16 protein-coding genes and 1 tRNA gene are annotated in these 14,435 nt (G+C 49.5%); 16 read left to right on the top strand and 1 reads right to left on the bottom strand.

Going from position 1 to position 14,435, the window contains the following annotated elements; all coding sequences use genetic code 11:
* Positions 1 to 33: 33 nt before the first annotated feature.
* The 4 genes from rpsP to trmD all read left to right on the top strand — a co-directional run bounded on the left by rpsP (position 34) and on the right by trmD (position 1,949).
* Positions 34 to 306 carry a 30S ribosomal protein S16 gene (gene rpsP, locus MKX50_RS10805; protein WP_019638109.1) on the top strand — a complete coding sequence of 91 codons (273 nt, stop codon included), beginning with the start codon at positions 34 to 36 and terminating at the stop codon, positions 304 to 306.
* A gap of 23 nt (positions 307 to 329) precedes the next feature.
* Positions 330 to 560: a KH domain-containing protein gene (locus tag MKX50_RS10810; protein WP_019638108.1), complete on the top strand. Its 231-nt coding sequence runs from the start codon at positions 330 to 332 to the stop codon at positions 558 to 560.
* A 118-nt stretch (positions 561 to 678) separates the two neighbouring features.
* Positions 679 to 1,197: a ribosome maturation factor RimM gene (gene rimM / locus MKX50_RS10815; RefSeq protein ID WP_213588644.1), complete on the top strand. Its 519-nt coding sequence runs from the start codon at positions 679 to 681 to the stop codon at positions 1,195 to 1,197.
* 2 nt (positions 1,198 to 1,199) lie between these two features.
* Positions 1,200 to 1,949, top strand: a complete 750-nt coding sequence (gene trmD, locus MKX50_RS10820) for a tRNA (guanosine(37)-N1)-methyltransferase TrmD (protein WP_213588643.1) — start codon at positions 1,200 to 1,202, stop codon at positions 1,947 to 1,949.
* A gap of 122 nt (positions 1,950 to 2,071) precedes the next feature.
* On the opposite strand, the gene MKX50_RS10825 is transcribed toward trmD, so the two are convergent.
* On the bottom strand, positions 2,072 to 2,986 hold the full coding sequence (locus MKX50_RS10825; protein ID WP_213588642.1) for a polysaccharide deacetylase family protein: 915 nt from the start codon (positions 2,984 to 2,986) through the stop codon (positions 2,072 to 2,074).
* A 638-nt stretch (positions 2,987 to 3,624) separates the two neighbouring features.
* Between MKX50_RS10825 and MKX50_RS10830 the strand changes: the two genes are divergently transcribed.
* The 12 genes from MKX50_RS10830 to MKX50_RS10885 all read left to right on the top strand — a co-directional run bounded on the left by MKX50_RS10830 (position 3,625) and on the right by MKX50_RS10885 (position 14,433).
* A tRNA-Pro gene (locus MKX50_RS10830) sits at positions 3,625 to 3,698 on the top strand.
* Positions 3,674 to 3,901 carry a hypothetical protein gene (locus MKX50_RS10835; protein WP_213588641.1) on the top strand — a complete coding sequence of 76 codons (228 nt, stop codon included), beginning with the start codon at positions 3,674 to 3,676 and terminating at the stop codon, positions 3,899 to 3,901. Before MKX50_RS10830 ends, MKX50_RS10835 begins: the two co-directional genes overlap by 25 nt.
* A gap of 204 nt (positions 3,902 to 4,105) precedes the next feature.
* Positions 4,106 to 6,721, top strand: coding sequence for an isopeptide-forming domain-containing fimbrial protein (locus MKX50_RS10840; RefSeq protein WP_339159610.1), 2,616 nt, complete (start codon positions 4,106 to 4,108; stop codon positions 6,719 to 6,721).
* 162 nt (positions 6,722 to 6,883) lie between these two features.
* Positions 6,884 to 7,528 carry a class D sortase gene (locus tag MKX50_RS10845; protein ID WP_213588639.1) on the top strand — a complete coding sequence of 215 codons (645 nt, stop codon included), beginning with the start codon at positions 6,884 to 6,886 and terminating at the stop codon, positions 7,526 to 7,528.
* Between the two features lie 215 nt (positions 7,529 to 7,743).
* A complete protein-coding gene (gene rplS / locus MKX50_RS10850) occupies positions 7,744 to 8,088 on the top strand; it encodes a 50S ribosomal protein L19 (RefSeq protein ID WP_155608904.1) in 345 nt (114 codons plus the stop codon).
* A 102-nt stretch (positions 8,089 to 8,190) separates the two neighbouring features.
* Entirely contained in the window at positions 8,191 to 8,814 is a 624-nt protein-coding gene (gene lepB, locus MKX50_RS10855) for a signal peptidase I (protein WP_213588638.1), read from the top strand.
* 39 nt (positions 8,815 to 8,853) lie between these two features.
* Entirely contained in the window at positions 8,854 to 9,717 is an 864-nt protein-coding gene (ylqF, locus tag MKX50_RS10860; protein WP_213588637.1) for a ribosome biogenesis GTPase YlqF, read from the top strand.
* Between the two features lie 138 nt (positions 9,718 to 9,855).
* On the top strand, positions 9,856 to 10,830 hold the full coding sequence (locus tag MKX50_RS10865) for an MraY family glycosyltransferase (protein WP_213589411.1): 975 nt from the start codon (positions 9,856 to 9,858) through the stop codon (positions 10,828 to 10,830).
* Between the two features lie 168 nt (positions 10,831 to 10,998).
* Positions 10,999 to 11,619 carry a ribonuclease HII gene (locus tag MKX50_RS10870; protein ID WP_213588636.1) on the top strand — a complete coding sequence of 207 codons (621 nt, stop codon included), beginning with the start codon at positions 10,999 to 11,001 and terminating at the stop codon, positions 11,617 to 11,619.
* A 117-nt stretch (positions 11,620 to 11,736) separates the two neighbouring features.
* On the top strand, positions 11,737 to 13,737 hold the full coding sequence (locus MKX50_RS10875) for a flagellar hook-length control protein FliK (RefSeq protein WP_339159612.1): 2,001 nt from the start codon (positions 11,737 to 11,739) through the stop codon (positions 13,735 to 13,737).
* Complete coding sequence (locus MKX50_RS10880; protein WP_155610890.1) at positions 13,734 to 14,045, top strand: EscU/YscU/HrcU family type III secretion system export apparatus switch protein; 312 nt, start codon at positions 13,734 to 13,736, stop codon at positions 14,043 to 14,045. Before MKX50_RS10875 ends, MKX50_RS10880 begins: the two co-directional genes overlap by 4 nt.
* Complete coding sequence (locus MKX50_RS10885) at positions 14,035 to 14,433, top strand: YraN family protein (RefSeq protein ID WP_213588634.1); 399 nt, start codon at positions 14,035 to 14,037, stop codon at positions 14,431 to 14,433. The genes MKX50_RS10880 and MKX50_RS10885 overlap by 11 nt, the downstream gene beginning before the upstream one ends.
* The last annotated feature ends 2 nt before the right edge of the window (positions 14,434 to 14,435 follow it).

The raw sequence follows: 14,435 nt of genomic DNA on the forward strand, positions 1-14,435 counted from the left end.
ATTGATTTGATTCTTTGAAGGAGGTGAATTTTCATGGCAGCTCGTATTCGTTTGAAACGCATGGGTGCTCATAAAGCTCCTTTCTACCGTATCGTGGTTTCGGATTCCCGTTCCCCGCGTGACGGCCGCTTTATCGAGGAAATTGGTTACTACAACCCGGTCGCTGAACCGGCAGCAGTAAACATTGACGAAGAAAAAGCGTTGAAATGGCTTCAAAACGGTGCGCAAGCATCTGATACTGTTCGCAACTTGCTGAGCAAAGCAGGCGTAATGAAGAAATTTCATGAGCTTAAGCAGCAGAAATAATTGCTGATTCGGAGGGTCCCTTTATGGAACAATTAGTCGGCGTTATTGCGAAGGCTCTTGTTGATCATCCGGACGATGTCCGTGTGGAGGTCGTAGAGAAGGAACACCTGATTGTGTACGAACTGTCCGTGCATCCTGACGATGTGGGGAAAGTGATCGGCAAGCAGGGCAGAATCGCTAAGGCGCTCCGCACGGTTGTGGCATCGGCAGCCGTTAAGATGGATAAGCGGGTCACCGTGGATATCATATCTTAAAAATATACGAAAGAGGGTTAGGATGACTGTCCTAGCCCTTTTTCGTACATGCTGAAGCTGAAGCCGGAAATAGAGTTATGAGGAAATAAGCGATAAATTTTTTATCAAGGAGGACGTTATGTCGGATTCATTGCTGTCAGTTGGCAAAATAGTTAATACACACGGCATCCGCGGAGAACTGAAGGTGATTTCCAGCACGGATTTCCCGGAGGTGCGCTTCGCCCCGAACAGCCAGCTGATCCTGGTTCATCCGGAAACCGGGGAACAGGTTCAAGTCACTGTGGCTTCTGCACGCCCTAATAAAGGGACGTTCATCATTCGTTTTACAGCATACGACAATATCAATCAGGTTGAAAAATTCAAGGGGTTTGATGTGAAGGTCAGCAAAGAGGAGTCCATTGAACTGCCGGATAACGAGTATTATTTTTATGAAATCATCGGCTGCCGTGTCATTGATGAAGAAGGGGAAGAGCTTGGCGTCATAGAAGAGATTCTTCGCCCGGGTGCAAATGATGTATGGGTGGTCAAAATGCCTTCGCGCAAGGAGCTCCTGCTTCCTGTTATAGATGATGTCGTGCTTGACGTGGACGTAAAGGCGAAGCTGGTTAAAGTTCATCTTATGGAGGGACTGCTGTAAGCATGAGAGTGGATGTATTGACATTGTTTCCGGAGATGTTCACAGGCGTGTTTGGAACAAGCATTCTCGGCAAAGCTCAGGACAAGGGAATCGTTTCTTTAAATCCGGTTAATTTTCGTGATTATGCCGGAAATAAACACGGTACGGTGGACGATACGCCGTACGGTGGAGGCGGAGGAATGGTGCTGAAGCCTGATCCGATTTTTCGGGCGGTCGAAGATTTGTTGTCCGGCAAGCCAGCGAATGCCCCGGCTCCCCGAATTATCCTGATGTGTCCGCAGGGCGAGAGCTTCACGCAGCGCAAAGCGGAGGAGCTGGCCGAGGAGGAGCATCTCATCTTTATTTGCGGACATTATGAAGGGTATGACGAACGGATCAGGGAGCACCTGGTCACGGACGAGCTGTCAGTCGGGGACTACGTTCTAACGGGCGGGGAGCTGCCAGCGATGGTTGTCGTCGACAGTGTCGTCCGATTGCTGCCGGGCGTGCTTGGAAACGAGACCAGCGCAGTCACCGACTCCTTCAGCACGGGGCTGCTGGAATATCCGCATTATACCCGGCCGGTGGAGTTCAGGGGCTGGAAGGTGCCGGATATTCTGCTTAGCGGACATCATGCGAACGTAGCGGATTGGCGCCGGAAAGAAGCGCTGCGCAGAACATGGCTGCGCCGTCCTGATTTACTGGAGTATGCCGAGCTTACGCCAAAGGATCAGAAATGGCTGGATGAAATCCGAGCGGAGCATGAGGAATAGAAATTTAATGGAGAAAAGATCCGAAAATGACCCTCGCCAGCGGCGAGGGTCATTTTGTATAGTAAATTGGCGGTTGATCGTGGTTTTGTATTCTTGGGAAGAACGCTGATCAAAATTGTCTCTTAATGCCCGCCTTGCAACAGCTCCGCAAAATCGGTTGCCGTGGTCACCGTAAGGCGATTGAGCCTCATGAGAGAATCGCCGGGTTTAACGAAGCCCTGGAGGACGGTAAAGGCCATCCGGTAATTGTTTTCTTGCAGCGAATAAACCATTTGCGTGCTTTTCTCGCCGAAAGGGTAGGCAAAATACGGGCTGTCGATGCCAAGTTCCTTCATTTTGGCGATATCGGCCGTCAGGCTTTTTGTATCGAATCCCGTGGCATAATCCAGCCCGCATTTCTTAAACCCTTTTTGATGCAGGTCATACGTGTGGCTGTGGTATTCAAATACATCAGAAGAGGCCTTGATTTCCTCAAAGGAGAGGAAGCTCTTTTTGGCCGGATCAAATGGCGATGTCTCTTGCTGTATTCTGCTGCCGATGACGAAGATGGTCGCTTGGAAGCCGTATTTTTTCAAAATAGGATAAGCATAAATATAGTTGTTCTGGTAGCCATCGTCGAACGTAATTACTACGGTTTTGGCAGGCAGGGACGTTTTGCCAAGCACATACTGCTCCAATTCCTCCATAGTCGCTGTATAGTAACCTTGCTCGTGCAAGTAATTCATATTTTCCTCGAAGGCTTCCAGGGTGATGATCGAATTATTGTCCGGTTGATCGTTGTTGGCCTGTGGCGTAATGTAATGATACATAAGAACAGGAACCTGCTCGGCGGTGCCGGGCTGGATTAAGAAATTGTCCGGAAGCTTCTGGCTGCCGTCCTGACGAGGATGAGTCATTACAAAAGCTTGATCCTTGACCAAGCTCCAAGAGCTGCAGGCTTTGCGCGAGAGAACGGTACCGGGATTGGCTACAGCCACAGCGTAAAGGATGATGATGAAAGCTAGCGAAATCAAAGCATATTTCTTAAACCGATGCATAGTGACTCTCCTTTTTCAATAACTTACCACTCTATTGTATATGAAACCAGGTATGGAAAAGGTTTAGAAAAAGTAAACAATTCAATAATTTTTTGTGCAGGACTGACACTTGTTTGCCGAATGCCGAATATGATGAATATGCACGTATATTTCTTGCTGGAAAACAAATCATAAGATGGGCAGTACTGTTTCAGGGTTGAAGCTTCTGGTTAAATAACTAGAGGCACCTAATCACGTTTATTCGTTTGGGAGGCAGAGCTTCATGGAACAGACAGAGCAGAATGAGCAACAGCAGTCTCAAGATCATGGAAGAAGAGAAGACGATCGTATGCTGACGGTAGACGATATCCTTGAATTTTACGCCGGCCGCCGGAATTAGCTTTTGCAGCGAAGGAGGTACTTGAATGTTAAGTGAATACTTAATTGACCCCATAGACGCGGAATTTGAATTGTTGAACGAGAACTTGCCATATGATTGATGATAGGGTGATAAGTCCGACCATAATAAGAGCGTTTACAGTGAGTTGACATTGTGAACGCTCTTTGTCTTCCTGTTGGGTGGCGTATTGGACATCATCCTATGAAATATGCTATTATTTCTCATATATGAAGGGTTAAATACATATATTTAAACAAATCGGGGTATGGCGCAGTCAGGTAGCGCGCACCCTTGGGGTGGGTGAGGCCGTGGGTTCGAATCCCGCTACTCCGATTAAGCCTTATGCATTAAGGGATTCCAGCGTTTTAAACACGATGGAAAAGAATGTAGTCACAGTAAAAAACGAATTTAAACTTATAGACCACAATCCTATGGATTCCTCAAAATCATGGGAGGTGGTCTTTTTGTTGTTAAAATTTGCAATTAAAGATTTTATTGAAGATCGGGAACTTAAAAAATATCGCCTTGAAAAATAAATAGTGGTGTCAATTAGGAATGAATGTTCATTTTAAGTTATTTAGGAGGAGTTTTGTAGATATATGTCGTATTTATTAAAAAACACGTTATTAAGTTTTTAAGCAATCTATATTTTACAGGTGTGGATAACGTGTTGAATCGATCCGAAAAGGGGGGTGTCCAATTTTTGGATGATTTAATACTAAAGAAATGGAGGGAAACACTTGAGTAAAATTCGCTCTGCAAACAGTTTAAGGCACTTTCTAGTGAAATTATCTTTATTTGTACTCGTCAGCGGGATGGTGCTGCCCTTTGTTTCTCTATCGCAAATCCAAGCTGCGCAACCTTTTTCGATTAATGATATTGACTCATATGGTGCCCAGGGTTTGACCCTTCTTCAATTTGATGGAACTAATCCAACAACTATTCCTAAGGCAAGCGTTTCTATAACAGGCATCTCTGGGAGGGCTTTAAACGGATTAGCGTTATCTTTGACAGAAAATACTTTCTATGCCAGTACCCTTGGAACAGCTAACTTTTACAGAATCGCTGCTGATGGGCAAGCCGAATTTATAACAACGTTAGAAGGTGTCGCGGGTAATGCTGTAATTTATGATGGAAAATATTATTATTCTTATGGAAGTGGCGGCAAACCATTCCTAGGTTCTTATGATCTAAGTACCGGCAATAAGAGTTCTATCGAAATAAAGGGCCTTGACACCTCTGCTGTAGACTTAGGAGGCGATATTGTTGCCGATGATGACGGTCACCTCTGGTTTTATAGAGTTGGCTTAGTTATGCAGTTGGATCGAGAGACTGCGAACGTTTTGCGCAAAGTCCCTATAACTAATTCAGATGGTGTAGCTATAGAGTGGGGGGTTAGAGGAATCAGCCTTTTGCCTAGCGGAAAAATGCTGCTGGTCGGCGGTAATCCTAGTCCCAAATTCTATATACTTGACCCGGATACTAAAAGTACCACTTACCTAGGCGCTATGACAGGGGATTTAATTTATGACTTAGCGTCGCGGGTAACATCAAAATTCGAACCCAACCCTCCTGTACTTGAATCTGAGAAAACAGCAAAGATTCAAGAAAAAGCGGTTGGAAATACGGATATGGCCAATCCGGAAGTAGGGGATAAGCTTATTTACACCATTCAGGCTCGAAATACGACCGAAAACAGTTTCGTTGAAAATCTTATTATCAGCGACATCATTCCAGAAGGATTACAATACGTACCAGATACATTAAAAGTAGATGGACAAGCTGTAACAGATGCTGAGGGAGATGACAAGGGACATTATGCATCGGGTCAAGTGGTTGGCAGCTTTGGCAACATCACGGATACGGATTGGCATACGGTTCAATTCGAAGCGATTGTACAATCTGGACAAGCCGGCAAGGATATAATCAATATCGCTTCTGTCCATGGTAACAATATTAAAACGCCGGATAGACCCAGAGAAGTTGTGAAGGTGTACCCAAGAAATCCACTAATTGAATCGGAGAAATTTGTATCGAACACTGTAACCACGGACACGTATGAAGTCGGGGATACGATCGAGTATACAATCCGTGCCCGCAACAAGCTTTCTGGCAGTCTAGTAACTAATATGGTGATAACGGACGACTTGCCAGCAGGGCTGGAATATGTTCCGGGTAGCTTAAAGGTGGATGGAAAATCTGTCACTGATGAAAAAGACGGCGATGCTGGTTATTCTGTTACTGGGGAAGTATACGGTTGGTTTGGAAATGTAACGGATATGAATTGGCATACGCTGGAGTTCCAGGCCGTCATTCAAGCAGGACAAGGTGGTCAGATGATCCAAAATACTGCGCAAGTGACTGGTGACAACATTAATCAACCTGGCACACCAACGGAAAAATTTATCGTTGAGCCAGAACCACCAGTTGATCCACCAGTAGACCCGCCGGTTGATCCAGTTGATCCACCAGTAGACCCGCCGGTTGATCCAGTTGATCCGCCAGTAGACCCGCCGGTTGATCCAGTTGATCCGCCAGTAGGCCCACCCGTTGATCCAGTTGATCCGCCAGTAGGCCCGCCCGTTGATCCAGTAGAACCGGTTGATGGTAATAGAGGCGGCTCAGACGATCTTACGCGTTTCCCGGTAGTTGAATCCGAGAAATTCGCCCAGGATCTGAATGGGGGCAGCATTGAAGTCGGGGATACGATCGAGTATACGATTCGGGCTCGTAACACGGTTTCTGGCAGCCAAGTAACTAACATGGTGATCTCCGACGAACTGCCAGCAGGGCTGAAATATGTACCAGGTAGTTTAAAAGTGGACGGTCAATCGGTAACGGATGCGCAAGATAGCGATAAAGGATTCCACGCAGGCGGCATTGTCAGCGGACAGCTCGGCAATGTAACAGATACAAATTGGCATACTATCGTGTTCCAAGCTGAAGTGATAGCAGGACAAGCTGGCCAGACGATCCGCAACACAGGTGAAGTAACCGCGGACAACCTGGACGAACCGTATCATCCTTATGAAGACATCATCATTGGTGGTGGAAGCGATCCAGGTGTCCCAGGAGATACAAATGATAGCTCTTCTTCCAGCAATTCAGAAGAAAACTCCAATGCCGCATCGCCAGACTCGAGCCAATCCGAAGGCGCAAGTGGCTCTGATGAAGCTATGCTTGTTAATATACCGGTTGAATCTAGAGAAAATACACTTTCGGCAGAATCATCGGATTCAGAACTTAACAGATTACCGAAAACATCTACAAACATGTATAATTTAGGGTTATTCGGAGCTATAATTCTATTTGCAGGCCTGTTACTCCTTAGAAGAAAAGACAAGGCGATGCAATAGTCTCTAGCCATTGTTTTCCTTAGTGAATTCAGGTGATGGGAATACAGCACTGTTACCCTCCTGTTTTCCTCCTTTTTGGGAAACAGGAGGGCTTTTTTGGCTTAATATATTTGGTTGGAGCCGAATTAGGAGACAAATCATCTGGCAAGGGGTGACGAGTACATGAGAAAATGGCTAGGCTACTTTTTTATCATCGTCGGAGGGCTACTCGTTGTCAGTTCCTTATACCTGATTTATAAACATGAGTTCGCTATCGCACAATCTTTACAAGAAGTTGAATCGAGCTTATTCCCTTCGACAAGTATGAGTGAAGCAACTTATCTCCGTAATACCGACAAGACAAAAAACGATGAGTCTCAGAAAATACAACATCAGGCGGAGCTGCGACGGCAGTTTTCTCCTGAAGAGGGAGACGCAATTGGACTGCTGCATATACCGAAAATAAAAGCAAAACTGCCGATCATTGAAGGAACGGATGAGGAAATGTTGGCTAAAGGCGTTGGGCACTATAGCACAACGGTTTTTCCTGGTGATGGAGAACAAATCCTGCTTTCAGGCCATCGAGATACCGTCTTTCGTAAGATAGGTGAGCTGGAGAATGGTGATCGTTTTATTGTCGAATTGTCCTACGGGAAATTCGAATACGAGATAAAGAAGAGTGAAATTGTGAAAGCCGATGATACTACGGTCATCCGATCCATGGGGGAAGAAGTACTTACGTTGTCTACATGCTATCCGTTCAATTTTATAGGCCACGCACCGGATCGCTATATCATTTATGCCTATCCGGTCTTTAGTGAAACCTAAGTCCAAAACAATCTAGTGGCTTGCCCTTCTTAAAAATGCAGAAACTATCCTTATTGATTAAGGTGTCAGAAGCTTTTAATTTCACTTGCTAACGCTGGTTAAATGTGATAAAATTTTTCTTGTTGTGAATTCGGTGGTCCTCTGCGGATGATGAGGGAGAACAATGGGTTCTCCGGAAGAGGCAAGAACACCTGAGTGGAAGGAGGGAGTCATAGATGAATATCGTACAAGCGATTACGCAAGAACAACTTCGCAAAGATATTCCGAGCTTTCGTTCCGGTGACACTTTGAAAGTGTTCGTTAAGGTTATCGAGGGATCTCGTGAGCGTATCCAGCTGTTTGAAGGTGTTGTAATTAAGCGTCGTGGCGGCGGAATCAGTGAAACTTTTACAGTTCGTAAAATTTCTAACGGTGTTGGCGTGGAAAGAACTTTCCCGCTTCATTCCCCGAAACTCGATAAAATCGAAGTGGCTCGCCGTGGTAAAGTGCGTCGTGCGAAGCTATACTATCTTCGTGAACTGCGCGGTAAAGCAGCTAGAATTAAAGAAGTGCGTCGTTAATTCGTTAACGATCAAGGGGGGCTTGTATTATTCAAGCCCCTTTACTATTTCTTCTGACTGTCGTCACGCTACATATTCCATGACAAAGTGAGGTTGCGAACTATGGAACAGCAATTTCAATCGGAAACGGGTCAATCGGGCGCTGCGCAGGATCCGCCAAGTAAAGAAAAAAACGAGGCTTTAGAGTGGCTGAAAGCGATAGTAATTGCTGTCGTACTGGTTCTTGTCATCCGTTGGCTGTTGTTTGCTCCTTTTATTGTGGATGGAGAGTCGATGCAGCCCAACTTTCATACAAGCGAGAGAATCATCGTTAACAAAATTCTTTATGACATCCGTGGACCAAAGCACGGCGAGGTTGTCGTATTCCATGTACCTTCGCAGGGCCGTGATTTCATTAAACGGGTCATCGGCGTTCCTGGCGATACGGTTCAGGTTGAAGGCGATACGGTTATGGTGAACGGGGAAGTCGTAGACGAAACTTACATTAAAGATGTCGTAAATGAGAAGCATAACAATAATCAGCTTTATAATACAGAAGGAAATTTCCCGAATGAATTCGTTCCAGAAAGCACGGTTCCGGAGGGTCATATCTTCGTGCTTGGAGATAACCGCTCCAACAGTACGGATAGCCGCCGAATCGGCTTCGTACCCTACAAGGATATTGTAGGGAGAGCGGATCTCGTGTTCTGGCCTTTGAAGGATATTAAAGTGATTAAGCATAAATGAATCCCCGAAAGCGGGAGCAACGGGAACTGAGGTGATGACATGACGATACAGTGGTTTCCCGGACATATGACAAGAGCGCGCCGTCAGATTCAGGAGAAGCTGAAGCTGATCGATGTCGCAATAGAACTGGTGGATGCGAGACTGCCTTTGTCTAGCCGCAATCCGATGATTGACGACATACTGCAGGGCAAGCCGCGGATGATCCTGCTCAACAAAGCGGATTTGGCAGACCCGGCGGTTACGCGCGAATGGATTGATTATTTCAAGCAAGAAGGCTATGCCGCTGTGGCTATAGATGCTTCCACAGGCCAGGGCGTCAAGGAAATTCCGGCCATGGCCAGGGAATTGCTTCAGGATAAGATCGAGAAGCAGCTGGCTAAGGGCGTAAATCCGCGAGCGATCCGGGCGCTGATCGTTGGAATACCAAACGTCGGCAAATCTACGCTGATCAACCGGATGGCCGGGCGAAATATTGCGGCGACCGGGGATCGGCCGGGTATTACCAAGGGACAGCAGTGGATCAAGGTAGGCTCGGAGATGGAACTGCTGGATACGCCGGGGATACTGTGGCCGAAATTTGAGGATCAGAACGTGGGTTACCGTTTGGCAATGACTGGAGCGATCCGTGAAGAAATTCTGAACATTGAGGATATTGCCTTTTTTGCGGTAAAATATTTAGCGAAGTATTACTGGGAGCCGCTCGCTGAACGATTCGAACTCGAAGAGGCCCCGCAGGATTTTGAGAATCCGGATGAAATCGTAGCCGTGATGGAAGCCGTAGGACGCAAGCGCGGCTGTCTGGTCAGCGGCGGAAGGGTGGATCTTGAGAAAGCTTCCAGCGTGTTATTGCGCGAGCTTCGGGCCGGGAAGCTAGGAAGATATTCCCTCGAGTCCCCATACTGAATCCATGCTTAGACCGTCTTCCAACAAGGGAAGGCGGTTATTTTATTAGATGCGCAGTAGGGTCTGCCGGGGCAGCGAGTTACCTAGAAATATCGACAATCCTCCGTTAAGATTGTATAATCTTGTTGATTATACTTGATGGTGGTGTTGATCATTATATACGTAATTTCGTTAATCATGTCGTTTCTTATCGTATATTTGCTTATTCCTCCGTTTGGGAGATTGGCTTTTCGGCTCGATTTCGTAGATAAACCCCGGAAGGATGTGGAGCGCAAGCTGCACCGGGAGCCGATTCCGCTTACGGCAAGCTATGTTATTTTCATTGGCTTTTTTGTTACATATTTAGCTGTCGGCAGAGAGTTCAACATGGAGACACTGGCGATATTTATCGGCGGAGTCTTGCTGCTGATCATCGGCACGCTCGATGATTGGTACAAGACGAAAGGCAAGGATTTTCCGGCTCTTCCCAAGCTGATCGTTCAAGTATCGGCAGCCGTGATCGTATATGCGTCAGGCATTTCGTTTACAGGTTTTTTCAACCCTTTTTCCGGGGAATATGTGGTGCTGCCGGGCATATTGCAGTTTCTTCTGACGATTCTATGGATTTTCGGAGTAACGACGGTCATTAATTTCTCGGATGGCCTGGACGGGCTGGCCGGCGGGCTATCGGCCATTTCTGCCATTACCCTGTTTATCGTTGCTTTAACCAAAGGACAGTCGACTTCTGCCATCATGGCAATCACCCTTGTCGGAGTAACACTGGCTTATCTGCGCTACAACAAGCCACCGGCCAAAATCTTCATGGGGGATGCCGGGGCGACGTTTCTTGGCTTCATATTAGCGGTAATCGCGCTGGATGGGGCATTTAAGCAAGCTACGGTACTATCGCTCTTTATACCTGTATTGGCGCTTGGCGTGCCGATATTCGACAATATCTTTGTTGTGATCAAACGGTTCCTGCAAGGAAAGTCCATTTACGAGGCGGATGCGAGCCAGGTGCATTATCGCTTGCTGCGGGCGGGTCTCACCCACCGGCAAACGGTCATGTTCTTAATGCTGATTAGCACTTGTCTTTGCCTTTCATCGATAATCCTGCTCCTTATCCAAACTTAAATTTATGTCAGGCCGGGAGAAGCGCCCCGGCCTTTTATTTTGCCTAAAGTCTATATAATTGAAGCGCAATTTCCGATATTACTGATATAACCTTACACGGGAACGGAATTTGCTTGTGTGATTTGTTGTATTGTTGGGACGGTGGGTTTGCAAATACAAGGAGGCATAATGAGTGACTTACTAACTTATGAAAAAGAATATTGGCAGCGCTCGTTCCAGTATATTGCGGGAATCGACGAAGTTGGCCGGGGCTGTCTGTTCGGTGATGTCGTCGCTGCGGCAGTTATTTTACCGCATGGATTAATATTAGAAGAAGTTAATGATTCCAAGAAGCTGACTGCAAAAAAGCGCGAGAAATTATTCGATGTGATTATGAAAGAAGCGCTAGCCGTAGGCACGGGATTCATTGATGCGGAAACTATCGACCGTCTTAATATCAAACAGGCAACGCGCCTGGCAATGAAACAAGCGGTAGAGCAGCTTGCAATTAAGCCGGATTTTCTTCTCATCGATGCGGAGAAGGTCGACGTCGATATAGAGCAGCTGGCGGTGATCAAAGGGGATGCGGTAAGCCAGTCTATCGCCGCAGCCTCGATCGTGGCCAAGGTAACTCGAGATCGACTATGCGAAGGCGAGTGGGATGTTCGGTATCCGGAATACGGCATTGCTGCGCATAAAGGTTATGCGACTAAGCTGCATCGGGAGCGGATACAGGCTCTTGGCCCGACACCTATGCATCGCAAGAGCTTTATGCGCAATTTATTCGTACAGGAACAGACGTTGTTTTAAAGGCAAGTAAGCTTCTCTAAAAGCAAGCGAATTGCACAACGTTTTTCGCTTCTTACTAGACCCGTCTTGAGTAAGGCGGGTTTTCCGTATCATTGATGTGAATACAGGAGGATGCTCATGAATATCGGACCGCTGATGCGCAGTCTTATGGGAGATTCCCGGCCGGGAGAACCGCGGGCGTTAGAACTTAAAACGGGGCAAATCGTAAGAGGGACAGTGCTAAGTGTCTCGGAGGATGGACAGGAAGCGGTCATACAGGTGCAGGGCGTGAAGCTTCACGCCGCTCTGGAGACGCCGCTTCGCCAGGGAGAAACGACGCTGCTGCAGGTTCAGCAGCCGTCAGCTGACGGGTTGGCCGTATTAAAACCTGTCGGCTCCAACACGGCGGCACCGATGTCCGCTGCTTCTTTAGCGAACGCCCTGGCCGCTATGGGCCTGGAGGATACGGCCGCAAACCGCGAGCTGGTGCAGATGATGCGGGCTAGCGGCCTGCCTTTAACCAAAGAGAGCCTGCACACGCTTCAGCAGTTAACTTTACATAAACCGCAAGCCGTGCCGATGTCGGAATGGATTCAAGCAGCTGGGATTGCGCTGGGGCGGGGACTTCCATTGACCGGAGAGGCAGTGGCGGGGCTGCACCAGGCTGTTTTCGGCCCGCCGCTGCACGAGCTGTTAACCACGCTGGAGGAATTGCTAAGTAATTTAGTGCGTTCGGCGGAAGGGAATGGGGCCAAGGAGGCTGCTGGAAATCGGGCGGTACCGGCTCAAGCGCAGGGGCAGGCGTGGGCTGGCCCACCGTCCGCTCAAACAGGCAATGCTGTGTCAGGCCAGGCTCATGCTGGCAGTGCTTCTTCGCCTTCGGCTCATGCGGCGGCAACTGCTGCCAGTCCGGCAGGCGGATTGCCATCCGGGCAAGCGGCGCAGGGCGGGCAGGCTGCAATGCAAAGCGCAGGACCATCTGCTGAAGCGCTGGCAGGCAAGCTGCAGCAGGTGCTGCAGGAGCTGCGCGCCGCGATATCGCTGCCAGGCGGAGCAGCTGCGGCGGAGCGCGCAACGGCAAGCAGCGCGCCGCAGCAGAGCCCGGCCGCCGCAGCCGGCACGGCTGCGGCTATGCCTGCGGCAGCAGCGCCTGCAGCGCAGGCGCAAGCGCAAGGCGAAGTGCCCGCAGGGCCTTCGCCCGCGCTGCTGACGCGTCCCGCCCCCGAGGCGGAGCCGTGGGTGGGACGCATGCTCAAGCTGCTCGGTGCGGAGCACGAGCAGCAAGTGCTGCGCGCTGCGCCAAGCAGCGCGCAGGAGGCGCCGCCAGCCGCAGGCGCGGCGCAGCGGGCTGCCGCCGGAGGCCCGGAGGCGCCAGGCGGCAGCGGGCAGGCCGGCAGCGCGCCTGCGGCCGCGCCGGACCAAGCGCCTGCGGCGGCGCTGCGCGGCGAGGCGGCCAGCGGCACGCAGCAGGCCGCCAGCACGGGCGCAGCCGCGGGCGGCGCAGGCCAGGCCGCGCCCGGGGCGCAGGCGCATGGCGCTGCCGCGGCAAGCGCCGTTGCGCAGCAGGCCGGCGTGTTGCCAGAGGCGGCAGCCCGCGAGACGCTGAAGGGCGTACTGCTGCAATTGCTCGCTGCGGACGACGTGCCGGCACCGCTGCAGGAGGCCGCACGCCAGCTCGTTCATCAGCTGACTGGACAGCAGTTGCTGCTGAATACGGACCGTACTGCGCCTTTTGCACAGGTGACGCTGTTCCTTCCCTTCATAGGGGAGGACGGCGAACAGACAGCGGCCGTTCATATCGAATCCCGCCGCGGCCGCAAAGGGGAGCTGGATGCGGCCAATTGCCGGCTCTGGTTCGATCTGCAAATGAAATCGCTTGGCTTGATCATGCTGGACGTCCAGGTGCTGGACAAGAAGGTCATGCTGAAAATTTATACCGAAGCGGAGACGACGGCCCAGTTCCTCGAATCCAGGGAGGAGGAGGTTCAGGAGGCGCTGCAAACAGCCGGTTACCAGCTGGTATCCCTGAAAAGCGGCCTTCTGCCTTCCGTAGAACCTGAAACGATGGGCGCAAATGAGCCGGGTTCCCCGTTTTCGTATACGCCGACGACCTATAAAGGGGTGGATTATCGGATATGAGTGAGAGCAGCGAAGATCAGCGCCCCTACCAAATCAGAAAAGCCGTCGCCCTCAAATACGATCCATCCCAAAGCGACGCGCCGGTCGTTGCGGCCAAAGGGAGCGGCTATCTGGCCGATCAAATACTGGAGAAGGCCAAAGAGCACGGCGTGCCCGTACAGGAGGATGCCGCACTTGTAGAAGTGCTCTCCAAACTGGATCTGGATCAGCAGATTCCTCCAGAGCTGTACACGCTGGTAGCCGAAATACTTAGCTTTATATACCGTTCAGATAAAATGGCGGAGAAGGGGATTTCCCATGAATATTGACCCAAATGGCAAGCGCATACGCCCTTTGGATGGAAGAAAGGCAAGAGGCCGATTGGCCGAAGAAGCCGGAGCCCGCTATTTGCAGGAACAAGGTTACGAGCTGCTTGAGCGCAATTGGCGCTGCCGTTCAGGAGAAATCGACATCATCGCAAGACAAGAGGGTGTAATTGTCATCATAGAAGTGAGAAGCAGAAGCGTACATAATGAACAGTTCGGGACGCCGGCGGAATCTATCACACCTCGTAAAATGAAGCAAATCAGAGAGACTGCTGCCGTATATCTGCACAGGACACAGCAATATAACGAGCAGGTTCGCTTCGACGTTCTGGCCGTGCAGATGAGAGGGGACGAGATGATTTCCATTGAGCACATCCCCGCTGCTTTCTAATA

It is taken from the genome of Paenibacillus sp. FSL W8-0186, assembly GCF_037969765.1.
Lineage (GTDB): Bacteria > Bacillota > Bacilli > Paenibacillales > Paenibacillaceae > Fontibacillus > Fontibacillus woosongensis.